General features: G+C 70.4%; 21 protein-coding genes and 1 pseudogene. 8 read left to right on the top strand and 14 right to left on the bottom strand.

Annotation, left to right across the window (positions count from 1 at the left end; genetic code table 11):
* Positions 1-29: 29 nt before the first annotated feature.
* The 7 genes from BJ992_RS03355 to BJ992_RS03325 are packed head-to-tail and all read left to right on the top strand — an operon-like array spanning position 30 to position 7836.
* The gene (locus tag BJ992_RS03355) at positions 30-926 is read left to right on the top strand and encodes an ABC transporter permease subunit (protein WP_184978485.1); all 897 of its coding nucleotides are present in this window, start codon (positions 30-32) and stop codon (positions 924-926) included.
* Positions 923-1879, top strand: coding sequence for a branched-chain amino acid ABC transporter permease (locus tag BJ992_RS03350; protein ID WP_184978484.1), 957 nt, complete (start codon positions 923-925; stop codon positions 1877-1879). The genes BJ992_RS03355 and BJ992_RS03350 overlap by 4 nt, the downstream gene beginning before the upstream one ends.
* Positions 1876-2649: an ABC transporter ATP-binding protein gene (locus BJ992_RS03345; protein ID WP_184978483.1), complete on the top strand. Its 774-nt coding sequence runs from the start codon at positions 1876-1878 to the stop codon at positions 2647-2649. The genes BJ992_RS03350 and BJ992_RS03345 overlap by 4 nt, the downstream gene beginning before the upstream one ends.
* On the top strand, positions 2646-3362 hold the full coding sequence (locus BJ992_RS03340; protein WP_221474672.1) for an ABC transporter ATP-binding protein: 717 nt from the start codon (positions 2646-2648) through the stop codon (positions 3360-3362). The genes BJ992_RS03345 and BJ992_RS03340 overlap by 4 nt, the downstream gene beginning before the upstream one ends.
* Before the next feature lie 12 nt (positions 3363-3374).
* Positions 3375-4865, top strand: a complete 1491-nt coding sequence (locus tag BJ992_RS03335; RefSeq protein ID WP_184978482.1) for an LVIVD repeat-containing protein — start codon at positions 3375-3377, stop codon at positions 4863-4865.
* Positions 4862-6484: an amidohydrolase gene (locus BJ992_RS03330; RefSeq protein WP_184978481.1), complete on the top strand. Its 1623-nt coding sequence runs from the start codon at positions 4862-4864 to the stop codon at positions 6482-6484. Before BJ992_RS03335 ends, BJ992_RS03330 begins: the two co-directional genes overlap by 4 nt.
* The gene (locus BJ992_RS03325; RefSeq protein WP_184978480.1) at positions 6481-7836 is read left to right on the top strand and encodes an amidohydrolase family protein; all 1356 of its coding nucleotides are present in this window, start codon (positions 6481-6483) and stop codon (positions 7834-7836) included. Before BJ992_RS03330 ends, BJ992_RS03325 begins: the two co-directional genes overlap by 4 nt.
* Before the next feature lie 65 nt (positions 7837-7901).
* Here the strand turns inward: BJ992_RS03325 and BJ992_RS03320 are convergent, their stop codons facing one another.
* From BJ992_RS03320 to BJ992_RS03295, 6 genes are read right to left on the bottom strand one after another with little or no spacing between them, the layout of a single operon-like run.
* A complete protein-coding gene (locus tag BJ992_RS03320; protein WP_184978479.1) occupies positions 7902-8906 on the bottom strand; it encodes an amidohydrolase family protein in 1005 nt (334 codons plus the stop codon).
* The gene (locus BJ992_RS03315) at positions 8903-9445 is read right to left on the bottom strand and encodes a 3-hydroxyanthranilate 3,4-dioxygenase (RefSeq protein ID WP_184978478.1); all 543 of its coding nucleotides are present in this window, start codon (positions 9443-9445) and stop codon (positions 8903-8905) included. The genes BJ992_RS03320 and BJ992_RS03315 overlap by 4 nt, the downstream gene beginning before the upstream one ends.
* A complete protein-coding gene (locus tag BJ992_RS03310) occupies positions 9442-9876 on the bottom strand; it encodes a Rid family hydrolase (protein WP_184978477.1) in 435 nt (144 codons plus the stop codon). The genes BJ992_RS03315 and BJ992_RS03310 overlap by 4 nt, the downstream gene beginning before the upstream one ends.
* Positions 9873-10619, bottom strand: coding sequence for a fumarylacetoacetate hydrolase family protein (locus BJ992_RS03305; protein ID WP_184978476.1), 747 nt, complete (start codon positions 10617-10619; stop codon positions 9873-9875). Before BJ992_RS03305 ends, BJ992_RS03310 begins: the two co-directional genes overlap by 4 nt.
* Positions 10616-11422 (bottom strand): fumarylacetoacetate hydrolase family protein, encoded by an 807-nt coding sequence (locus BJ992_RS03300; RefSeq protein WP_184978475.1) that lies wholly within the window; start codon positions 11420-11422, stop codon positions 10616-10618. Before BJ992_RS03300 ends, BJ992_RS03305 begins: the two co-directional genes overlap by 4 nt.
* Positions 11423-11430: 8 nt before the next feature.
* On the bottom strand, positions 11431-12864 hold the full coding sequence (locus BJ992_RS03295; protein ID WP_184978474.1) for a 2-hydroxymuconic semialdehyde dehydrogenase: 1434 nt from the start codon (positions 12862-12864) through the stop codon (positions 11431-11433).
* A gap of 201 nt (positions 12865-13065) precedes the next feature.
* Between BJ992_RS03295 and BJ992_RS03290 the strand changes: the two genes are divergently transcribed.
* Positions 13066-14010 (top strand): LysR substrate-binding domain-containing protein, encoded by a 945-nt coding sequence (locus BJ992_RS03290; protein WP_184978473.1) that lies wholly within the window; start codon positions 13066-13068, stop codon positions 14008-14010.
* Between the two features lies 1 nt (position 14011).
* On the opposite strand, the gene BJ992_RS03285 is transcribed toward BJ992_RS03290, so the two are convergent.
* The 8 genes and pseudogenes from BJ992_RS03285 to BJ992_RS03250 form a co-directional block, all read right to left on the bottom strand.
* Entirely contained in the window at positions 14012-14476 is a 465-nt protein-coding gene (locus BJ992_RS03285; RefSeq protein WP_184978472.1) for a helix-turn-helix domain-containing protein, read from the bottom strand.
* Positions 14477-14678: 202 nt separating this feature from the next.
* On the bottom strand, positions 14679-16049 hold the full coding sequence (locus BJ992_RS03280; RefSeq protein ID WP_184978471.1) for a beta-1,3-glucanase family protein: 1371 nt from the start codon (positions 16047-16049) through the stop codon (positions 14679-14681).
* Positions 16050-16253: 204 nt separating this feature from the next.
* Positions 16254-16790 carry an RBBP9/YdeN family alpha/beta hydrolase gene (locus BJ992_RS03275; protein WP_184978470.1) on the bottom strand — a complete coding sequence of 179 codons (537 nt, stop codon included), beginning with the start codon at positions 16788-16790 and terminating at the stop codon, positions 16254-16256.
* 3 nt (positions 16791-16793) lie between these two features.
* Positions 16794-18494, bottom strand: a pseudogene (gene cmlS / locus BJ992_RS03270) (chloramphenicol-biosynthetic FADH2-dependent halogenase CmlS); the annotation flags it as partial.
* A 29-nt stretch (positions 18495-18523) separates the two neighbouring features.
* Positions 18524-19156, bottom strand: coding sequence for an LbetaH domain-containing protein (locus BJ992_RS03265; RefSeq protein WP_184978468.1), 633 nt, complete (start codon positions 19154-19156; stop codon positions 18524-18526).
* Positions 19153-20511 (bottom strand): long-chain fatty acid--CoA ligase, encoded by a 1359-nt coding sequence (locus BJ992_RS03260; protein WP_184978467.1) that lies wholly within the window; start codon positions 20509-20511, stop codon positions 19153-19155. Before BJ992_RS03260 ends, BJ992_RS03265 begins: the two co-directional genes overlap by 4 nt.
* A complete protein-coding gene (locus BJ992_RS03255; protein WP_221474670.1) occupies positions 20512-21198 on the bottom strand; it encodes an SDR family NAD(P)-dependent oxidoreductase in 687 nt (228 codons plus the stop codon). It abuts the gene before it with no gap.
* Positions 21199-21255: 57 nt separating this feature from the next.
* Positions 21256-21597 carry a hypothetical protein gene (locus tag BJ992_RS03250; protein ID WP_184978465.1) on the bottom strand — a complete coding sequence of 114 codons (342 nt, stop codon included), beginning with the start codon at positions 21595-21597 and terminating at the stop codon, positions 21256-21258.
* Positions 21598-21638: the final 41 nt, after the last annotated feature.

Below are 21638 nucleotides of genomic sequence, written 5' to 3'. Positions count from 1 at the left end.
CACCCGGCATCCACCCCGAAGGGAGGAACGTGTCCGCGGCGACACAATGGTTCGACGCCAACCTCATCACGGTGATCAACGGACTGGCGTACGGGCTCCTGCTCTACACGCTGGCCATCGGCCTGTCACTCGTGTTCGGCATGCTCAACCTGCTGAATCTGGCGCACGGCACGTTTTTCCTGGCCGGCGCCTACGCCGCCGCCGTGCTGGTGGCTCCCGGCGGCGCGTGGCTGTCGTGGGTGCTGGCGCTCAGCGTCGCGCTGGCCCTCGGCGCCGTGGCCGGGGTCGGGCTGACCGCGGTCACCCGGCCGCTGGCCCGGCGCGGCCACATGGCCGAGGCGCTGCTCACCCTCGGCATCTCGATGGCCGGGTCCAGCCTGCTGCTCTGGGTCTTCGGCGCGGACGTGCGCTCGGTGCCCGCCCCGGCCGGCCTGGACGGCGGCGTCACGCTCTTCGGCGACCCCTACCCCGTGTACCGGCTGGTGCTGATCGGCTTCGGTCTGGTCATCGCCGTCCTGGCCGAGGTGATCCTGGAACGCACCATGACCGGCGCCGTCGTGCGGGCCATCGTCGCCGACGCCGACATCGTCCGCACGCTCGGCATCGACACCCGCAAGATCCTCTACGGCGTGCTCGCGGCCGGTTCCGCGCTGGCCGTGGTGGCCGGAGTCCTCGGCGGACCGCTGCTCGGCGCGGGGCCGGGACTGGACGGCCACGTCCTGCTCATCGCGCTGGTCGTGGTGGTCATCGGCGGAATGGGCTCGGCCCGCGGCGCGCTGATCGGCGGCCTGCTGATCGGCCAGGTGCAGACCCTCGGGACGGCCCTCGCGCCGGAGGTCGCTCCCTTCCTCATCTTCGGCGCGATGGCGCTCATCCTGGTCGTGCGTCCGCACGGCCTCCTCAACCGAGCGGAGGCGACCGCATGACCTTCCTCCAGCGCACGCCGGCGCGAGCGCTCGCCCCACCACTGCTCGTGCTGGTCGCCGCCGCGCCGCCGTTCCTGCTCGGCCCGTACGCCGTGTCCACCTTCACCCAGATCCTGGCCTTCTCCCTGATGGTGATGAGCATCGTCCTGCTGATGGGGATCGCCGGGATGCCGACCATCGGCCAGGCCGGATTCTTCGGTGTCGGCGGCTACGCGACCGGGTTGCTGGCCGACCGGCTGACCACCAGCGCACCCACGCTGCTGGTGATCGCGGCGGTGGCCGGGGGGCTGGTCGCCGCCGCCACCGGCTGGCTGCTCGTCCGGGTCAAAGGCACGTACCTGCTCATGCTCACCCTGGCCATCGGCGAACTGCTCGCCCTGGTGGCCATCGCCAGGGTCACCCTCACCGGCGGCTCCGACGGCCTCGCCAACATCCCCGTGCTCACGCTGTGGCCCGGCGCCGAGCTGCGGCACGTCGCCGTCGTGTACTGGTACATCGCCGGCGTCGTGCTCCTGATGGCGGCACTCATCGCGCTGATCATCCGCTCGCCGTTCGGCCGCGCGCTGCTCGGCGTACGCGACAACGAGCCGCGGATGCGGGCCCTCGGCTACAGCACCGGTCTCTACAAGTACGCGGCGTTCACCGCCAGCGGCGCGATCGCCGGCATCGCCGGTTCGCTGTGGGTGACCCAGACGCTGTTCATCTCCCCGTCCGACATGAGCTTCCACACCTCGGCGCTGGCGCTGCTCGCGCTGATCGTCGGCGGGTCGCAGAGCCTCTGGGGTGCGGTGGCCGGCTCCGCGCTGATCATCGTCGTGCAGAACATGCTGCCCATCTCCATGCAGGGTCTCGGCCCGTTCGTGCTCGGCGTGGTGCTCGTGGTGGTGGTCTACGCGCTGCCGGACGGCTTCGCCGGGATCCGCAACCCCCTGCGACGGAGGCACGCGACATGACCGCCGCACTCCAGGTGGACGGCCTCACGCGTGCGTACGGCGCGCTGCGCGCGGTCGACGACGTGACGCTGACCGTACGGGCCGGGGCCAGGCACGCGCTGATCGGCCCCAACGGCGCGGGCAAGTCCACGATGTTCAAGCTGCTCTCCGGCGAGATCCGCCCCACCGGTGGCCGGATCAGGTACTTCGGTGAGGACATCACCCGCCGCTCACAGCCGCGCCGGGCCCGGATGCGCATCGCGCAGACCTACCAGCACTCCAGCGTCTTCATGCCGTTGACGGTGGCCGAGAACGTCGCCCTCGCCGCGCAGCGGGTGCAGGGCATCGGCACCGTGTGGTGGCGCGGCGCCGGCCGCTACCCCGACCGGACCGCCGCGGCCCGCGAGGCGCTCGCCGCGGTCGGCCTGGCCGAGCGGAGCGGCGACCTGGTCTCCTCGCTCTCCCACGGCGAGCGACGGCAACTGGAACTGGCGCTGGCGCTGGCGGCGCGGCCCCGGCTGCTGCTGCTGGACGAGCCGACGGCCGGCATGTCGGCGACCGAGTCTGCCGACTTCGTCGAGCTGGTCAAGGCCCTCCCCGACGAGCTGACGGTGATCATCGTCGAGCACGACCTGGACGTCGTGTTCAGCCTGGCGACCGACATCTCCGTGCTGCACCACGGCCGCCTGCTGGCCACCGGCGCGCCGGCCGAGGTGTCGGCCGACCCGGCGGTCCAGGACGCGTACCTGTCGTGGTCGGCCACCGACGACGACCTGGAGGAGATCGAGTGAGCCCGCTGCTCGAGGTGCGCGGCCTGCGCGCCGGATACGACGGGAGCGCGGTGCTCCAGGGTGTCGACGTGGCCGTCGAGGAAGGCACCGTGCTCGCGGTGCTCGGCCGGAACGGGGTCGGCAAGTCGACCCTGGTCATGTCGGTGATCGGGCTGGTCCGCGCGTACGCGGGCAGCGTCACGTTCGCCGGACGTGACCTCACCGGCGCGCGGACCGACACCATCGCCGCCGCCGGGATCGCGCTGGTGCCCCAGGGCCGGCGGGTGTTCGGCCCGCTGACCGTCGAGGAGAACCTCCGCATCGCCGTACGCCGCAACCGGCCGGGACCCTGGACGCTGGAGCGGATCTACGAGGTGCTGCCGCGGCTCAAGGAACGCCGCGGCAACCGGGGTGACCAGCTCTCCGGCGGCGAGCAGCAGATGCTGGCCATCGGCAGAGCGCTGCTCACCAACCCGCGCCTGCTGCTGCTCGACGAGCCGTCCGACGGGCTCTCCCCGATGGTGGTGGCCCAGGTCGCCGACGTGGTCCGCGCACTGCGCGACGACGGCATCACCGTCCTGCTCGTCGAGCAGAACGTCCGCCTGGCCCTCGGCCTCGCCGACCACGTCGCGGTGATGGTCAAGGGGGAGATCGCCTGGCGCACCGATCCCGCCGGCTTCCGCGGCGACCGCGAACGCGTCCGCGCCTTGATGAGCGTGACCGGCCCACAGTAGAGGGGATGCACGTTGACCACGACCGACTACGGGTGGGACGAACAGCGCGGGCTCTTCGTCCACCCGGAGAGCACACCGTACGTGAACGGACCACGTCCGCTGCCGCAGAGCCTGGACCACCTGGAGGACCGCGAGTACGCCTCGAACATGACGGTGGAGGCCCGCTGGCCGACGGTCGTGCGGCTGACCCACACCTGGCAGAACGTCGTCGACATGGGTGGACGGCGCTACATGTTCCACTACTACCGGCAGGCGCTCAACGTCTACGACATCACCGACCCGACGGCTCGCGACCTGGTGCTGGAGAAGCGGTACGACCCGGATGAGGGTGAGTTCGGCGCGGCGGCGATCGCGTACAACGCGCGTCTCGGCGCCTGGATCATGGTGCAGTGCTTCGAGGTGCCGCGCACCTACGGTCCCGACTCCGACAAGTACGCCGATCCCGCCGTGCTGCCCCGGCTGATGTCGGTACCCGGCTTCCGCGGGTTCCGGGTCTACGAGCTGACGGGTCCCACCGAGTGGAAGCTGCTGGCCGAGGTGCCGACCGGCCCGGTCGACCCCGCCACCGGGATCCATCAGGGGTCCGGCGGCGTGGACACCCCCGTCTACGACGGCGGCCGGTACATGTTCATCGCCGCCGCCCCCGACGACACGTTCGTCAACCAGGAGTTCGCCACCTACCCGTACGCGCCGGCCCAGCTCGTCTACGACATGACGGACCCGGCGCACCCCGAGCTGGTGTCCACGTGGTGGGTACCCGGCCAGCGGATCGGCGAGACCGCCGCCTACCAGGCGTGGAGCCGGCACGGCAACCGGACATCCTGGATCGGCGCACGTGTGCCCATGTCGGTGCCGGTCCCCCTGGACCGCGGCGGCAGGTACGGCTACGCGGTCATGGGGGGCCTCGGCCTGCACGTGCTCGATCTCGCCGACCCGAGCCGGCCCCGGGTGGCCGGCGCGCTGGAGCTGCCGCACAGCTGGGCCGGCATCGAAGGCGACGTGGTGGACACCAGCCGGGTGACCGGCAGAGGCGTGGTGTTCGTGAACGGCGGCCCGATGAACGAGGACGGGTACGAGCCGTACAAGGACATCTATGTGGTCGACGTCCGGGACCCCACCGACCCGCGCATCGTGGCGACGTTCCCCCGGCCGCTCCCGCCACCCGGCGCGCCGTACCAGGACTTCGTGTTCCGCCGCGGCAAGTTCGGGCCGAAGAGGTTCGGGTCGAACGCTCACCCCGGCACGGCCGATCCCGATCTCACGCTGTACTCCTTCGGCAACGCCGGCGTCCAGATGTTCGACCTCACCGACATCCGCAACCCGGCGCAGGCCGGGTACTTCGTGCCCCGGATGACCGACGAGCTGGACAACCCGCGTTCCTACCTGGTGCCGACCGAGAGCATCTTCGTCGAGTGGGACCGCCGCCTGGTCTGGGCCTTCACCAACTCCGGGATGTACCTGCTGACCAGCCCGCTGCTGGGTGAGCCTCGGGTGGCGCGATGACGGCCGATCTGATCCTGGTCGACGGGGACATCACCACCAGCGCCGGCGGCCCCCGGGTGGCCGCGCTCGCCGTCCGCGCCGGCCGGGTGCTCGCGGCCGGGAGCACCGACGAGATCCGCCGGTACGCCGGCTCCGAGACCCGGGTGGTGGATCTCGGGGGACGGTGCGTGATCCCCGGCCTGGTGGACAACCACATCCATTTCGTCCGGGCCGGGCTCACCTGGAACGCGGAGCTGCGCTGGGAACGCTGTCCCAGCCTGGCCGAGGGCCTGCGCACGATCGCCGAGGCGGCGGTCTCACGGCCGCCGGGTGAGTGGGTGCTGGTGATCGGCGGCTGGCACGAACGCCAGTTCCCCGAAGGCCGGGGGCCGGGCCGCGCCGAACTGGACGCGGTCGCGCCGGAACGTCCGGTCTTCGTGCAGATGATGTACGACTGGGCCCAGGTCAACACCGCCGGCATGCGCGCCGCCGGCCTCACCCCCGAGACCGCGCACGCGGCCGGCCCGCACCTGTTCGAGTGGGACGACGAGGGCCGGCCGACCGGCCGGGTGCTGGGTATGGAGGGCTGCAAATGGCTCTACGCGCGGCTGCCCAAGGAGACGCTGGACGACCAGATCGCCTCCACCGCCAGGCTCTCCCGTGACCTCAACCGCTTCGCCGTGACCTCGCTGATCGACGGCGGCGGCGTGAACACCGGCCCTGACGTCTACCAGGCCGTGTACGAGGTGGACCGGCGCGGTGAGCTGACCGTCCGCACGTTCCTGACCGTGCACGCGTCGGCGCGTGGCCGCGAGGCCGAGGAGATCGCCGGATACCTGCGCTACGGCCGTCCCCGCCACGGCAGCGGCACGCTCCGGCTGCTCGGCTTCGGCGAGGTCGTCCTGTACGGCCTGCACGACCGGGTGCACACCCGCGTGGACGTGACCGACGCCGACCGGGCCGAACTGGTCCGTGTCTTCACCGACCTGGCGGCCGGCGGCTGGCCGGTGCAGATGCACGCGCACCGTCCCGAGGTGATCGAGACCGTCATCGCGGCCTGCGAGCAGGTGAACGCGAGGTACCCGCTGGCGCCGCTGCGCTGGGGCATCGTGCACGGCGAGATGATCGACGCCGCACAGGTGGGCCGCGTCCGCGCGCTCGGGCTCGGCGTGCTCACCCAGAGCCTGCTGCGGTTCCTCGGCGACCAGCTGGCAGGCGCGTTCGGCGCGGAACGGGTTCGCGACGCGCCGCCGCTGCGGGCTCTGCTGGACGCAGGGGTGCCGGTGAGCGCCGGCACCGACGCGATGCGCGGCGCGTCCTACGACCCGTTCACCTCGCTCCACTTCTACCTGACCGGCCGCACCATCGGCGGCGACCGGATCGTCGCGGACGAGAACCTGCTCGACCGTGACGAGGCGCTGCGCCTGTACACCCGTGGCAGCGCCTGGAACTGCTTCGCCGAGCGCGAGATCGGCGCGCTCGATCCGGGCTTCCGCGCCGACCTCGCGGTGCTCTCCGACGACTACTTCACCGTCGATGTGGACACGATTCTCACCTTGGAGTCGGAGCTGACCCTGCTCGGCGGCCGGCCCGTGCACGCGAGCGGCGAACTCGCCGCCATCCTGGAGGAGGGCCGATGAGCCGACTGCTGATCCGCGGCGGCCACGTGGTGACGATGGACCCCGCGCTCGGTGACGTCGACGGCGACGTCCTGGTGGTGGACGGACGGATCGCCGAGATCGGCCCCGGCCTGCCCGCCGACGACGCGGAGATCGTCGACGCGACCGGCACCGTCGTGCTTCCCGGCTTCGTCGACACCCACCGGCACACCTACCAGTCACTGGTCCGCGGACTGCTGCCGAGCTGCACGCTCGGCGAGTTCATGAGCACCATCTTCAACAGCGTCGCCCCGGCCTACACCCCCGAGCTGATGCGGCTCGGGAACTACGTCGGCGCCCTCGACGCGCTCGACGCCGGCATCACGACCATGGTCGACTGGTCGCCGAGCGAGACCCCCGACCACGCCGACGGCGCCATCGAGGGCCTGCGGCAGGCCGGCATCCGGGCCATGTACGCGCACGGCATGCCTGCCGGCGGCCAGTGGTGGTACCGCAGCGAGCTCGACCACCCGGCCGACGCGCGCCGGATCAGGGCCGAGCACTTCCCCTCCGACGACGGGCTGCTCACGATGGCGCTCGCGCTCCGCCAGCCCGGCAACGTGGTCGACGAGGTCGCCGTACGCGACTGGGGTCTCTCCCGCGAGCTCGATGTGCGCGTCTCGGTGCACACCGCGATGCGCTCCGGCGGCGCGACCGGCCACCCTGTCCGCACCCTGCACCGGCTCGGCCTGCTCGGCGAGAACACGACGTTCATCCACTGCACGACCACCGCCGACGACGAGATCGCCATGATCGCCGACTCCGGCGGCACGGTGTCGATCGCGCCGTACGTCGAGCTGGTGATGGGCCACGGCCTGCCGCGGATCACCGCGATGCTCGCTCACGGCGTGGCCCCCACGCTCAGCGTCGACACGGTCACCACCTCACCCGGCGACATGTTCACCCAGGTGCGGATGGCCCTCGCCCTCGGCCGCGCGGAAGCCCTGCCGGAGGACCCGGAGGCCCCCTTCACCCCGGCCCTCACCCACCGCGACGTCCTGCGCCTCGCCACCGTCGACGGCGCCAGAGCCTGCGGCCTCGGCGACCGCACCGGCTCCCTCACCCCCGGCAAGGCCGCCGACATCGTCCTGGTCCGGACCGACTCGATCCGCACCCTCCCCCTGCGCGACCCGGCGGCCACCGTCGTCACCTCGGCCGACCGGGCCGACGTCGACACCGTGCTGGTCGCCGGCGAGATCCGCAAGCGCGGCGGGGCCCTGGCCGGCGTCGACCTGCCCCGTCTCCGCGCGGAGGCGACGGCGGCTCACGAGGACATCCTGAGCCGGGCCGGGCTCACGTCACGCGCCACCGGCGAGAAGGAGACGAACTCATGAGCGTCCAGGCACCGGCCTTCTCATCGGCGGCCTGGCCGGGAACGGTCCGCGAGGTGACGTCCCGGTCACGCGAGCCCGAGGAATCTCCTCGCGTTGCCGCCGAGGATCGCGGCCCGTTCGGCGTCACCGAGGCCGGGGCAGTCGCGGACGACCGTGCCGGGGACCTGCTCGCCGAGCGGGAAGGGGAAGTCGGTGCCGAGCATGACCCGCTCGCTTCCCATCACCTCGACGAGCAGGCGAAGTGCGCGCGGGTCGAACACCGCCGAGTCGACGTAGAAGCGGTCGGTGTACGCCGAGGGTGGCTTGGGTGAGTCCTTCCGGACGATGTCGCGGTTGCGCCAGGCGTTGTCGGCACGGCCGAGCAGATAGGCGAAGCTGCCTCCTCCGTGGCAGAAGCACAGGCGCAGCGACGCGGGCAGCTTCTCGAACGCGCCGGACAGCATCAGCGACAGGATGCCGAGCTGGGTCTCCGCCGCCATGCCGACCAGCCACGGCAGCATGTACCCCGCCATGCGGTCGGGGGCCAGCATGTCCCACGGGTGGACGAGCACCGGCATGTCCTCGCCGGCGCAGTGGGTGAGGAACGCGACGATCTCCGGGTCGTGCAGGTCGCGCGGGCCCACATGGTTGCCGATGTGCACTCCTCGGTGTCCGGCGGCCTTGGCCTTGGTGACCGTCGCGCAGGCGGTTCCGAGGTCCTGCAGCGGGACCTGGCACAGGGGCAGCAGGCGGCCGGGATCCTCGGCGCAGTAGGCGAGGATGCGGTCGTTGACCATCTCACACCATTCGGCGGCGCGCCGCGGCTCGGCCGCGTACCCGAACATCAGCGGCGTGGACGAGACCACCTGCACGTCGACGCCGGAACGGTCCATCGCCGCCAGGCGCGCACCCGCGTCCCACAGTTCAGGCGTGACGGGACGGTAGTCGTCCTCGCCGCTCATCATCATGCCCTCACGCAGCCAGGGCTCGCCCGCGCCGGCGAGGAGCCGGCTCTCCTGTCGTGAGATGCGCGGGAAGACGTGGGTGTGGACATCGACGACCTGCGGGGAGACCGGAACGGCCCGGGTCATCGGACCACCGGTCGTAGGTGTTCGGGCCAGTCCTTGCCCGGATGCGTCGCCCCGCAGTGCGGACAGGCGCGGTCGCCGCCGTAGAACGCCTCGAACACGGGGGGCAGGTCCTCGACGATCGACTGGAGCTGGAGCTCGGCGCGGTGGACCAGCCGGTGGCACTCCACGCAGTACCACTCGAAGGCGTCCAGGTGGCCCTGCGGACGCGCGTACTCGACGACCAGGCCGATCGAGCCCGGCACCGGCCGCTGTGGGGAGTGCCGGACGTGCGGCGGCAGCAGGAAGACGTCACCCTCCCTGATGAGCATGTCCACGGGAGGCTTGCCTTCCTCCTCCATGACGCGCAGGACCATGTCGCCCTTGAGCTGGTAGAAGAACTCCTCGATCGGGTCGTCGTGGAAGTCGGTGCGCTGGTTGGGCCCGCCGACGACGGTGACCATCAGGTCGGCGTCCTTCCAGATCTGCACGTTGCCGACCGGCGGCTTGAGCAGGTCCCGGTTCTCGTCGATCCACTTGTGCAGGTTGAAGGGAGGAATCATGTGACGCTCCTTCGCGGGATGTAGGCGGTGCAGGCGATCTCGATGAGCAGGTGGGGGTGCGGGAGCTGGTGGACCGCGACGGTGGTGCGTGCGGGGCCGCTCTCGTCGAAGTACTGTCCGTAGACCTCGTTGTAGCCGCCGAAGTCGTTCATGTTCACCAGGTAGCCGGTCACGTTGACCACGTCCGTGAGGTCTCCACCCGCCGCCGCGAGCAGGTCACGGATGTTCTCGATGACCGCCTTGGTCTGCTCGCGTATGTCGAGGCTGGTCGTCCCCATGGCGTCCGCGGTCGCGCCGGCGAAGGAGCCGTCGGGACGGCGCGAGCTGGTGCCGGAGACGAACACGAAGTCGCCGGCCCTCCTGACGTGCGGGAACCTGCCGCGCGGTGCGGCCTTGCCCGTCACGAGCAGCGCGTCAGGGTCATCTGTCACGTCGTCACCTCCACCTGACCGAGCCCCGCGGCGCGGACGCGGACGTGCGCGCCGGCGGGAAGCGGGACGGCCGCCGTGGCGGCGCCGGCGAGGACGACCCAGCCCGGCCGTAGCTCGATCCCGGCGGCGGCGGCCAGGCGAGCGGCGGCGACCAGTGACCGCACCGGATCGCCGAGGATGGCCGCCGACGAGCCGCTCGCGACGGGACGGCCGTCGATCTCCAGGAGCAGGCCGACGTTGCGGACGTCCCGTGGCGCGTGCCAGGGACCGAGCCCGAAGCCGGCGGCTGAGGCGTTGTCCGCGATGACGTCCTCCAGCGCGAAGCTGAAGCCCTCATAGCGGGAGTCGAGCACCTCGTAGCCCACGGCGATCCCGCCGACGGCCGCCACCGCGTCGGCGGGGGTGCGCACCGGCCGGTCGAGCAGGAACGCGATCTCCGGCTCGATGCGCGGATGGATCAGGCCGGCGGTGTCCACCTTGGACTCGATCAGCATGGCGTCGGTGAGCCGGCCCCAGATGACGTCGTCGATGCCCATCTGGACCATCTTGGCGCGGCTGGTGAACCCCATCTTGACGCCGATGAGCGACTCACCGCGCGCCAGCCGCCGCTCGATCAGCGCTCGCTGCACCTCGTACGCGGCGGGTACGTCGAGTTCGGCGGTTCCGGTGAGCCGGGGAACGGCTCGACGGCGCGACGTCGCCTCGTCCAGGATCTCGGCGAACTGCTCCAGGCGCGGATTCACGCTTCCTCCTCCAGAGCGGGGCCTTCGTGGCCGGCGAACGCGACGCGCACGTCGCCGAGCCCGTCGATGCGCGCTTCGAACACGTCACCGGCCTCGGCCGGGACGACGGGGCCGAGCGCTCCGGTCAGCACGGTGTCCCCGGCTCGCAGCGGCTGGCCGGACCCGACCAGCGTGTCGGCCAGCCACACCACCGTGTGGAGGGGGTGGCCGAGGCAGTTCGCGCCGATCCCGGTCGACACCTGCTCGCCGCGCCGCTCGATGACCATCCCGGCCATCCGCAGATCGGCGTCACGCAGCGGCACCGGCCGGGTGCCGAGGACGTACCTGCCAGCCGAGGCGTTGTCGGCGACGGTGTCGGTGAAGGTGAGATCCCAGTCGCGGATGCGGCTGTCGGCGATCTCGATCGCCGGCAGCGCGAAGGCCGTCGCGCGGATCACGTCGGCCACCGTGTGCCGTTCGTACGTCAGGTCGCGTTCGAGCACGATCGCGACCTCCGCCTCCACGAGTGGCCGCAGAAGCGTGCCGGCCGGGATCTCCGCGCCGTCCGGCACGGCCATGTCGGCGAAGAGCACGCCGGAGTCCGGCGAGGCCGCGCCGAACCGCCGCTGCGCCGCGACGCTGGTGAGCCCGATCTTGCGACCGGCCGGCCGCCGCCTCTGTGCCAGCCACCGCTCGGTGACGAGGTTCTGCACGGCGTAGGCGTCGTCCACGCCGTCGATCAGGTCACGCACCGGTTCGCACGGACGGCCGGAGGCGTACGCCTCCAGCAGTCGCGCCGCGGCGGCCTGGTGGTTGTCTTTCACAGCGGGCCTCAAATCTTCACGCACACGTTGACGGGCTCGGAGAAGAAGTCGAGCGAGTACTCGCCTCCCTCACGGCCGATGCCGGACGCCTTCACACCTCCGAAAGGCGTACGGAGATCGCGCAGGTTCCAGCAGTTGACCCAGACGATCCCCGCCTCGACGCGCGGCGCCACGCGGTGCGCGCGCGACAGGTCGGTGGTCCACACCGTCGCGGCCAGGCCGTACCGGCTGTCGTTGGCCAGGCGGACGGCCTCGTCCTCGTCGTCGAACGGCGCCACGTGGCACACGGGCCCGAAGATCTCCTCCCGGACGGTCCTGGCGCTCTCCGGCAGCCCGGTGAGGATGGTCGGCTCGACGAAGAACCCGCCGTCGCGTTCGTCGCCGAAGACCGGCACGCCGCCGCCGGTGACGACCGTGGCCCCTTCCTCGACACCGAGGCGGTAGTAGGACAGGACCTTGTCGCGGTGCTCCGCCGAGATCATGGGCCCGTAGTCCGTCAGCGCGCGGGTGCGCTCGGCCAGTGCGGCGACGAACTCCTCGAAGACGGGCCGCTGCACGTAGACGCGCTCGGTGCACAGGCAGATCTGGCCCGAGTGGGTGAAGCTCGACCGCACGGTCCCCTCGACCGCCTCGGTGAGGTCGGCGTCGGCGAACACGAGCGCGGGATTCTTGCCGCCGAGCTCGAAGGAGACCGGGGTGACGTGGTCGGCCGCGTGGCGCATGATGGCGGCGCCGGTGGCGGACGCGCCGGTGAAGGCGATCGCGTCGACGCCGGGGTGGGAGGTGAGGTGCTCCCCCGCCGCGTCCGCGCCGTGTCCGTGGACGAGGTTGAAGACGCCGGCCGGCAGCCCGGCCTCGTCGATAACACCGGCGAGCAGGGTCGCGGTGGACGGCGTCTCCTCCGACGGCTTGGCCACGATCGTGTTCCCCGCGGCGAGCGCGGGTGCGACCTTCCAGGTGAGCAGGAGCAGCGGCAGGTTCCACGGGGAGATGATCGCGACGACGCCGAGGGGACGGCGGACCGTGTAGTTGAGCGCCTGGCCGCTGCCGCTCCACCCGGGGACGGTGGTGGGGTAGGCCCGTTCCGGACGGCCGTAGGCGAGGTCGGCGTAGGCGCGGAAGTTGCCGATCGCGCGCGGGATGTCCACCGTCGAGGCCAACTCGCGCGGCTTGCCGGTGTCGGCGACCTCCGCGTCGACGAACGCGTCGAAGCGGGCCTCGATGCCGTCGGCGATCCGGCGCAGGAACACGCACCGCTCCTCGACGGAGGTGCGTCCCCAGGGACCGGCGATCGCCGATCTCGCGGCCCGCACCGCCGCGTCCACGACGTCACGTGGCGCTTCGGGAACGACTCCCAGCCGGCTTCCGTCGATGGGTGAGATGAGCGGAAAGGCCGCTCCCGTCGTCGTGAAGACGCCGTTGACGTAGTGCGCGGGCTTCATGGCCGCCATTGTGCAGCGGTCTGACATAACAGTCTAATACCGCTCGTGTTGCTCGGTATAGCGATTCTGTTATGTCAAGCTGTTCGATCGTCACGCCTGAGCCGCATCCTCGCCGTCCACGGGCCGATCGGCGGCTCACCGTCACTCGCGTTGATATATCAAAGTAAGCAGTGAATTATCGGCTTATATGATGAGCCGGTGATGTCGCACGCGTTGGATCTGCTGAGCGGCCGCCTGAAGCTCAGGCACCTGGTGCTGGTGACGACGATCGCCGAGCAGGGCGGCGTCCTGCGCGCCGCCGAGCACCTGCGTCTGGCGCAGCCCGCCGTGACGCGCGGGCTGCGTGAGGTGGAGCAGATCCTCGGGGTCGAGCTCTTCCATCGCGGCCCGCGTGGGGTCACCCCCACCCTCTTCGGCGAGGCCTTCATCGACCACGCGCGGGCCGTACAGGCGGAACTGCGCCGCGCGGGTGCCCGGATCGCCGGCCTGGCGGACGGCGAGACCGGCACCGTCACCGTCGGCACCCTCCTGGCCGCGACCAACGTGCTGCTGCCCCGCTCGATCGCCGCGCTGAAGGCCGAGCGTCCCGGCATCACGGTGATCGTCGTGGAAGGCACCTTCGACTCACTCGTCCCCCGGCTGGCCGACGGCGGCGCCGACCTGATCCTCGGCCGGCTCAACCCCATAGAGAACCGGCCCGGTCTGCGCCAGATCCCCCTCTACGACGAACCCACCCTGCTGGTGGCCCGTGCCGGACATCCCGCTCGGCAGGCGCGCACGCTGCCGGAACTGCTCGGCCATCCATGGATCGTCCCGCTCGAACAGACCGCGCTGAGACACGAGCTCGAGCAGGTGTTCCGGCGCCACGGGCTGCCGATGCCGGAGAACCGTGTCGAGTGCACCTCCATCCTGACGATCCGCTCACTGCTCCTGGCGACCGACATGATCGCCGCGCTTCCCGCGCTGCTCGTCACGACCGACGACCGGCTGGCGGAACTGCCGGTGCCGCTCACGTCCGTACGACGCTCGGTCGGCGTGACACTGCCCGAGGCCCCCACCCTGACGCCTGCGGCCACAGTCATGCTCGACCACCTGCGGCGGCAGGCGGAACTGCTCCGCGGGGAACTGGATCGGCGTGGTTCGTGAGTCAGCGAGAGCCGGCGGCCGTCCACTGGAGGTCCATGAGTTCGTTCCGGACCTCCGGGGTGACCTCGTACGCCTCGCAGAGTGCGTCGAGTTCGCGGGCATTCGGCAGCAGCGTGCCGCGCTCGAAGCGGGAGAGCGTCTCTTGTGACAGGTCCGCTTGGGCCGCGGCTCGCTCCAGCGACATCCCCGACTCTTCCCGTGCGTCACGCAGGGACGTCGCCAGCCGCGCGGACTGGCCCGCCTGGCCGGCCGGCGCCGCCGCGACGGGGGCCACGGACACCGCCGGCGGCTCCGGTGAGCTCGGCCACAGGAAGATGATCCCCAAGATGACCAGCACCACCAGGACCGCCGCGCCGAGTCCGATGGCCGCCGCGGGGGACGGATTGCCTCGGAAGTGGTCCCGCACCATGGTCACACTGCCGTCACTCAACCTGCGCAGCTGCGGTCGCACACTGAATCTCGGCATGTCTGGAACGTACGAACCGTCGGCTCTTCGTCCCAGTCGCAGCGCGGAGACTTTCCCCTGTCTCCTCAGTGACAGAGGGTCCCGGACGAGGGCCGGGGGTGCGGAGTTCCGACGGCCGGAGCGGTCGCCGGCTCTTGTTCACCTGCCTGCCGATCACCGGGGAGGCGCCTCGCCTCCCCGGTGATCGGCGCGGAGACGGGGGTTACCAGCCCACGGCGATCAGCAGGTACTGGGGATTGGCGTGGGAGATGAAGGAGGACTGGTCGGCGTAGTCGTCATAGGGGAAGCCGTAGGCGCGTTTCCCGAGCGCGTGGTCGTGCCAGAACCTGGCGTAGTGGTTGGCGGGGGCCGCCTTGTAGTACTGGGACGGGTCGGACTGTTGCGCGTCGGAGAGGCCGGCGACGTGGCGGTTGAGCGCGGCGCACAGTTTGGGGGACTGTGAGAGGGGGCCGGCGCAGCCGGTCACCTGCGCGGTGGTGGCGTTGACGCCGTTCTGCGCGGCGTAGCCGGTGAAGTAGTTCGCGTACTGGCCCCCGGGCTGGAAGATCGCGGCGTTGCCCGGTGCGGGGATGCGGTACGGGGCCTGCACCTGGGCCAGGGGCTTGAACTCGGCGGGGACCTCATTGACGAACCGCTGGAACGTCGCCTCACGGGACTCGGCGAAGGTCGCGTAGTCCTCCCCCACGGCCACGTCGTAGCCGTCGCGCGCGTGCAGCCGCATGGCGAGCTTCAGGCCGAAGGCGTCCACGCGGGTGGTGTTGCCGTTGAACACCGCGGGGCCGACGGTGAACTCGATGAAGTCGTAGTACTGGCTGTTCGGCGAACCGACGTAGAAGTACATGCGGCCCGCGGTGTTGGCCGGCATGTCGAAGTACGGCTGTTCGGCGATCGAGCGCACCTGGCCGTTGTAGCTCCAGTAGACCTGCGAGTCCGGGTACCGGCCGTTGGTGCGGTTGAGGATCTTCAGCATGACGACGTTGCGCGCGGCGGGGATGGAGGAGGTGTCGCCCCAGAACGCGTCCGGCGGGGTCGGGGTCGGCGTCGGGCCGGTGCCGTCGGTGCGCACGGTGAGGCTCCACAGCGAGTAGCCGTAGACGGTGGCGCGGGTGGTGCCGTACACGCGCAGGTAGCGGCCGGAGCCGGTGACGCCGAGGGTCTGGGTGCCGCCGGTGCCGGTGGTCGTGGAGTAGATCGAGGTCCAGGAGCTACCGTTTCCCGACACCTCGATACGGAAGGCGCGCGCGTAGGCGGCCTCCCAGCTCAGCACGACCTGGCAGACGGACTGGACGGAGCCGAGGTCCACCTGGATCCACTGGGGGTCGGCGAACGCGCTCGACCAGCGCGTTCCGGCGTCGCCGTCCACGGCGGCCGAGGCGGGGAAGGTCGCGTTCTCGGTGGATGACGCGGTGGCGGGCCTGCCGAGCGCGGCGTCGGCCGTGCCGCAGGCGGCGGCGCGGGACGGGGCCGGCAGGACGACCATGCAGGTCAGCGCAAGGATCAGCGCGACGAGGGTGGGGAGGAGGGGGGACGAGCGGCCTTTCGTGCCGGGTGGGGGGACGGGGATCGGGGACATGTGCACGGCTTCTCCTCACGAGGGGGTGCGCCACTGGGTGGCGGCAGTGTGGAGAGCGCTCTCTCGCATGAGAGTGCACATGTCCGGACCGGGGTGTGTCAATGCCTGATTCAGCTTTTTTGACACACCCCGGCAGAGGCCAGGTCGCGCCGGCCCGGCGCATTCACGCCGGGATCGGAACGACGCGGCTCTGGGTTCGCCTGGTCAGCGGGGTAAGGCGCCGGTGAGCAGGTCCCAGCCCTCGGACCAGTCACCGAGGCCCGAGGCGGCGTTGATGTGACCCCTGGGGCCGACGTTCACCAAGGTGGCGCCGAGGATCGCGGCGGTCTCGGTGGCGTACGGCAGGGAGCCGTAGGGGTCGTCCTCGCTGGCGACCACGACCGACGCGAAGGGGAGACGCCGGGGTTCTGGGGTGCCGAACCCCACGGCCTGCGGGGGGAAGTTCGGACCGTGGACGTCCGGTACGGCGACCAGGAACGCGCCGGTGACGTCGTCGTCCTTGTGCCGCGCGGCCCATTCGGTGACCAGCGTGCAGCCGAGGCTGTGCGCGACGAGGAACTTCGGGCCCTGGACGGCACGCAGGGCCTCGTCGAGTTCGCGCACCCACACGTCACGCACCGGCGCGTCCCAGGAGCCGTGCTCCACCCAGACCGAGCCGGGGACGCGGGAGTGCCAGACGGCCTGCCAGTGGCCGGGGCCGGAGTTGTCGATGCCGGCGAGGAACACCAAGGTCGGGGACATGGGTCAGACCTCGTACTCGACGCCGACGCCGTCGAAACGGAGCCGGTCCTGGATGTGGACGCGTCTGTCGTGCTTGTCGTAGCCGCTGAGCAGGCCGGCCTCCATCAGGCGGATGACGATCTGCGAGCCGACCTCCTGCAGACCGGCGTCGTTGAGCTGTTTGATCAGCGTCTTGTAGCCGACGGCCTCCTTGGAGATGGCCTGGAAGATCTCCCGGTGCTCCTCCTCCACCGGGAACTTGATCATGTCGAGGCCGTCCTCGTTGGCCAGCACGTGCTTGCGTTCCAGGCGGAAGCTCAGTGGCTCGACCTTGTAGTACGGGTCGAGGCGCACCTCGTGACCGGTCCACTTGAGCCGGGTGATGCGGTTGAGCTGCTTGGTGAGGTCGCTGATCCAGCGGACCCGCGCGAAGGTGAGCTCCTTCTCCGAGAACTCGTCGCTCAGTTCCTTACGCTGGTGCCTGCCGATGGCGATCATCGTCGAGGCGCGGTCCCGGAAGTCGGCGACCGACGCGGACGGGTTCTCCGGGTCGTCCTGGACCAGCCGGTCGAACCACCGGCGGCGGGTCAGCCTGGCGTCGTCGGACTCGCTGATCCTGCGCCTGAGCCAGAACTCCGACTCCGGCTCGGTGAAGGAGGCGAAGGTGTAGAACGAGGCGAGGAACTCGTGGTACTGCTCGTAGGTCTCGCGGTAGCTGCGGTTGTACCACGCGTGCACGGCGTCGCGTTCGTCCTCGTGCCGAGCGATCCGGTCGATCGCGGACGCGGCGGACACCGCGGACTGCGTGGCGAGGTGCACGCCTTGAGAGAACAGCGGGTCGGTGAAGCACGCCGCGTCGCCGCACAGGAAGTACGGGCCGGCCGAGAACCACTCGGAGTCGTAGGACCAGTCGTGGACGATGCGCACCTCGTCGATCATCTCCGCGTCCCCGAGTATGGCGGTGGCGCGGACGGCCTTGGCGAGGTTCTCGCGGTAGAAGCGCTCGGGGCCGAGTTCCTTGACCTCGCTCGCCTTGGAGCGGTCGACCACCAGGCCGACGCTGTAGATGTCGCCTTTGAGGGGGATCATCCAGACCCAGCCGTCCTCGAAGGTGATCGAGAACGTGGTCCCCTTGAGGTCGCCCTCGAACGGCTCCTCGCACCTGAAGTAGGACCACACCGCGAAGTTCTTGTAGAACTCGTCGTAGCGGCGCACCTTGAGCTGCCGCGCCAGCGGGCTGCCGGCGCCGCCGGCGTCGATGACGAAGTCGCTCTCGACCGCGCGGGAGACGTCACCCTGCCGTACGACGAGTGAGACGTGGTCGCGGGCCGACACGTCCACCTCGGTCACGGCGGTGCCTTCGAAGACGGGGATGCCGCGTTCGCGTACCTCGTCCAGCAGGAGCGCGTCGAACTCCTCGCGCTTGACTTGAATGGCGTGGTCGAAGACCCATGAGGCGGTCTTCGGGGTGGAGAACGAGAACGTCCAGGGGGCCTGGTCCTGGCCCCACAGGAACGTCGCCGACGGCTTCTTCACGAAACCCGCGGCGTCGATCTTCTCCTGGAGTCCCAGCCGGTTGAGGATCGACAGCGTTCCCGGCAGGAACGACTCGCCGATCCGGTACCGGGGGAAGTGGCCCTTCTCGTACACCTCGACCTCGTGGCCGAGCTTGTGGAGCGTCAGTGCCGCCACACAGCCCGCGGGTCCCGCGCCGATCACGGTGACCTTGGCTCGCTTCATCAGTTGGACCTTCCTCAGGACGTCTTGATCGACTTGATGCGACTGGGGACCAGGTAGGAGTGGCCGCTCGGCGCGTCCTCGAACAGGGTGATGCCGGCCTGGAACCTGTTGCGGCTCCCGGTGTCCACCCCAGGTGCGACGGTGCAGCTCAGGCCGAAGAAGTTGTCGTCGCCGATCCGCACGCCGGCGCCGCAGTGGAAGTTCGGCGCGAAGAAGTTGTTGGAGCCGGCCCGCGAGTGGTGGCCGATGGAGCAGTGGTAGTGGACGACGTTGAAGCCGCCGAGCACCGCTTCCGCGCCGATGTAGCTGTCGGGGCCGATGATGTTGCCGGGGCCGAGGAGCTGGGCCGGATCGACCCTGGCGGCGGGGTGGACGACGTCGACGGCGTCCAGTCCGCGCTCGGTGATCAGGCCGTCGATCAGCTCGCGCCGCCGCACCGGGTCGGCGACGGCGAGCACGACGCGGGTGCCGGGCTCGGGTGCGGACTTCTCCAGCGCGGCGGCCGGTACGTGCACCGGCTCGTCCGCCACCGCGAGGTGGCCCGCCACGCGGCAGGAGTCGTGGCCGGCCGCCACGAGGTCGTCGAGGTAGCGGGTCACCTCGACCGCGAACGTCCCCGCTCCGATCACGACGAGACCGGTGCTCATGGCAGTGCCCTCTTCTTCTTGAACCGCTCGGAGACGGTGACCGAGTCGATCAGGTTGACCTTGGTGGGGATCTTGAACGGCTCGACCCTGCCGGTCAGGAACTCGGTCACGTGCCTGCGGACCTCGGCTCTGGTCATCTCGCCGCGCGGTTTGACGTCCACGCACACCGACTGGCCGGTGATGGCGTTCGGCCTGCCGTACACGACGCAGTCGTCGATGAGAGGGCTGCCGAGCAGGATGGACTCCAGTTCCAGCGGCAGCACCTTCTCGCCGCCGACGTTGATGAGCTCCTTGGCGCGACCCTTGACGGTCATGTAGCCGTCGGCGTTCTGCTCGACGAGGTCGCCGGTGCGGAACCAGCCGTCCTCGGTGAGCGCGTCGCTCGGGTAGTTGAGGTAGCCGAGGAACTGGGTGCGGCTCTTGAGCTGCAGCTCGCCGTCGACGACGCGGTACCGGACGTTGGCGTCGTCGATGCGGAAGTACGTGCTGCGTGAGGACTCGCTGGTGGTCGTCGAGATGCCGGTCTCGCTGGTGCCGAACGTCTGCAGCAGCCTGACCTTGGGGAACGCCGCGTTGACCCTGGTCAGCAGTTCCTGCGGCATCGGCTCGGTGCCGTAGGTGATCAGGCGCAGGCTGCTCAGGTCGTACTCGCGGTGGTAGCCGCCGATCATGATGAGGTTGAGGAACGTCGGGCTGGTCGGCAGCAGCCTGATCCGGTGCTTCTCGATGAGCGCGCAGATCTCGTCCGGCGTGCGGCGCTCCGGAACGATCGCGGTGCCCCCCATGCGCAGCACGCCGAGCAGCGAGTTGAGCCCGCCGATGTGGTCGAAGAGCAGGAACATCAGGATGTTCGCCGGACGGCCCGCGGCGCGGGTCCGTGTGCCGAGCTTCTCGGCCACGATGGCGTCGAGGTCGTGCAGGATCGCCTTGGGTTCGCCGGTGCTGCCGCTGCTCAGCAGGACGAGGCCGGACGTGCCGGCGGCGACGAGTGGGTCGTAGGCGCCGGCGGCCGGGATTCCGGGGATCTCCTCGATCCGCGCTCCGGCCGCCGTCCGCAGCACGAACCGCGGCGCGCAGGCCCTGGTGACGGTGGCGAGCACGGCGTCGGTGAGGGTCACCACGGGGACCAGCACGTTGCGGTCGATGTACAGCGCCAGCAGCGCGGCGATCGCCGTGAAGGAGAAGTCGCCGTTGAGCACCACGACGTCATGCGGCGCCACGCCGTGCTCGCGCAGGACCGTTCCGAGGCGCCGCGTCTCGTCCGCCAGTTGCCGGTAGCTGTACGTCGTGTCCTTCTCGACGACCGCGGCGCGGTCGCCGAGCTCGTCGAACCTCGCGAGTATCGCGTCCCGCATTCAGTGAACCCCCCCAAGAAAAAGCGTCTCCCCGGTGACGAACGAGGACTCCGGTGAGATCAGGAACTCGACCGGCCCGGTGATGTCGGCCATGGTGCACATGCGTTTGAACGTCTGCCGTCCGACCAGCGCGTCGATCTTCTCCTTCGGCACGGTCCTGGTGAGGACGGTGTGGACCGGCGGCAGGCCGATGCCGTTGACCCTGATGCCGAGGTCGGCGACCTCTTTGCTCATCACCCGCGTGAGCTGTTCGACGGCGCTCTTGCTGGCCGAGTAGACGAGCTGACCGGCGAGGGCCCACGGCACGGCGACGGTGGAGACGTTGAGTATCGCCGGGGACCCGCTGCTCTTCTGCAGCAGCTTGACGCTCTCGCGGCAGCAGTTGAGCACGGCGAAGAAGTTGACGTCGAAGATCCGCCGAGCGGCGTCCTCGGGGGTCATCATGAAGTGGTTCATGGTCGCCGTGCCGGCGTTGTTGACCACCGCGTCGAGGTACCCGTGCTCGCGCCGTACGGCCCGGCACATCGCCTTGATCCCCGCGCTGTCGGTGATGTCCACCTCGTGGTGGCGGTAGCCGGGATGGTCGATGGCGGACGGCCTGCGGCTGCACCCGACGACCTGGTGGCCGCGGCCGAGGAAGTGCTCGGCCAGGGCCTTGCCGATACCGGTCCGCGTACCGGTGATCATGATGATCATGGAGTGCCGCGACCCGCCCCGTCCGCCACTTCTCTGGTGGTCATCGGCTCAGCCGCCGAGCCGCACCGGCTCGGCGGCCGGCGCGTCCGCCTCGTCCCCGGCGAGCCGCATCTCCTCGTCGATGAAGTCGATCAGCCGCCGGACGCTGCTGAACGGGCTCACCCGGCGGGAGACGGCCTTCTCCGAGGTCAGCGAGATCTCGACGTCGTACTCGTCCTCCAGTTCCTCCTCCACCCGTGCCAGGAAGTTGACCAGGTGCATGGAGTCGAACACCCCCTGGTCGCCGTACAGCATCACGCCGAGCAGGTTCTCGGTCGGGATCTTCTCGGTCCTGCGTTCGTTGAGCTCCTCGACGACGCCGGTGATCAACCCGAGCAGTTGGTCGTGCATGACAATCGCCTTTCTGTGTGGGCCTGGACTTCGGACCGGCC

Source organism: Sphaerisporangium rubeum (assembly GCF_014207705.1).
In the GTDB taxonomy this organism is placed as follows: domain Bacteria; phylum Actinomycetota; class Actinomycetes; order Streptosporangiales; family Streptosporangiaceae; genus Sphaerisporangium; species Sphaerisporangium rubeum.
Note: the sequence above shows the minus strand (reverse complement) of the source record. Positions and strands in the feature narration are given on the sequence as shown.

Excerpts from the sequence above, each read along its gene's own strand:
- BJ992_RS03350 (WP_184978484.1), top strand. The coding sequence starts at position 923 with ATGACCTTCCTCCAGCGCACGCCGGCGCGAGCGCTCGCCCCACCACTG.
- BJ992_RS03345 (WP_184978483.1), top strand. The coding sequence starts at position 1,876 with ATGACCGCCGCACTCCAGGTGGACGGCCTCACGCGTGCGTACGGCGCG.
- BJ992_RS03330 (WP_184978481.1), top strand. The coding sequence starts at position 4,862 with ATGACGGCCGATCTGATCCTGGTCGACGGGGACATCACCACCAGCGCC.
- BJ992_RS03325 (WP_184978480.1), top strand. The coding sequence starts at position 6,481 with ATGAGCCGACTGCTGATCCGCGGCGGCCACGTGGTGACGATGGACCCC.
- BJ992_RS03320 (WP_184978479.1), bottom strand. The coding sequence starts at position 8,906 with ATGACCCGGGCCGTTCCGGTCTCCCCGCAGGTCGTCGATGTCCACACC.
- BJ992_RS03315 (WP_184978478.1), bottom strand. The coding sequence starts at position 9,445 with ATGATTCCTCCCTTCAACCTGCACAAGTGGATCGACGAGAACCGGGAC.
- BJ992_RS03295 (WP_184978474.1), bottom strand. The coding sequence starts at position 12,864 with ATGAAGCCCGCGCACTACGTCAACGGCGTCTTCACGACGACGGGAGCG.
- BJ992_RS03290 (WP_184978473.1), top strand. The coding sequence starts at position 13,066 with ATGTCGCACGCGTTGGATCTGCTGAGCGGCCGCCTGAAGCTCAGGCAC.
- BJ992_RS03285 (WP_184978472.1), bottom strand. The coding sequence starts at position 14,476 with ATGCCGAGATTCAGTGTGCGACCGCAGCTGCGCAGGTTGAGTGACGGC.
- BJ992_RS03280 (WP_184978471.1), bottom strand. The coding sequence starts at position 16,049 with ATGTCCCCGATCCCCGTCCCCCCACCCGGCACGAAAGGCCGCTCGTCC.
- BJ992_RS03275 (WP_184978470.1), bottom strand. The coding sequence starts at position 16,790 with ATGTCCCCGACCTTGGTGTTCCTCGCCGGCATCGACAACTCCGGCCCC.
- BJ992_RS03265 (WP_184978468.1), bottom strand. The coding sequence starts at position 19,156 with ATGAGCACCGGTCTCGTCGTGATCGGAGCGGGGACGTTCGCGGTCGAG.
- BJ992_RS03260 (WP_184978467.1), bottom strand. The coding sequence starts at position 20,511 with ATGCGGGACGCGATACTCGCGAGGTTCGACGAGCTCGGCGACCGCGCC.
- BJ992_RS03255 (WP_221474670.1), bottom strand. The coding sequence starts at position 21,198 with ATGATCACCGGTACGCGGACCGGTATCGGCAAGGCCCTGGCCGAGCAC.
- BJ992_RS03250 (WP_184978465.1), bottom strand. The coding sequence starts at position 21,597 with ATGCACGACCAACTGCTCGGGTTGATCACCGGCGTCGTCGAGGAGCTC.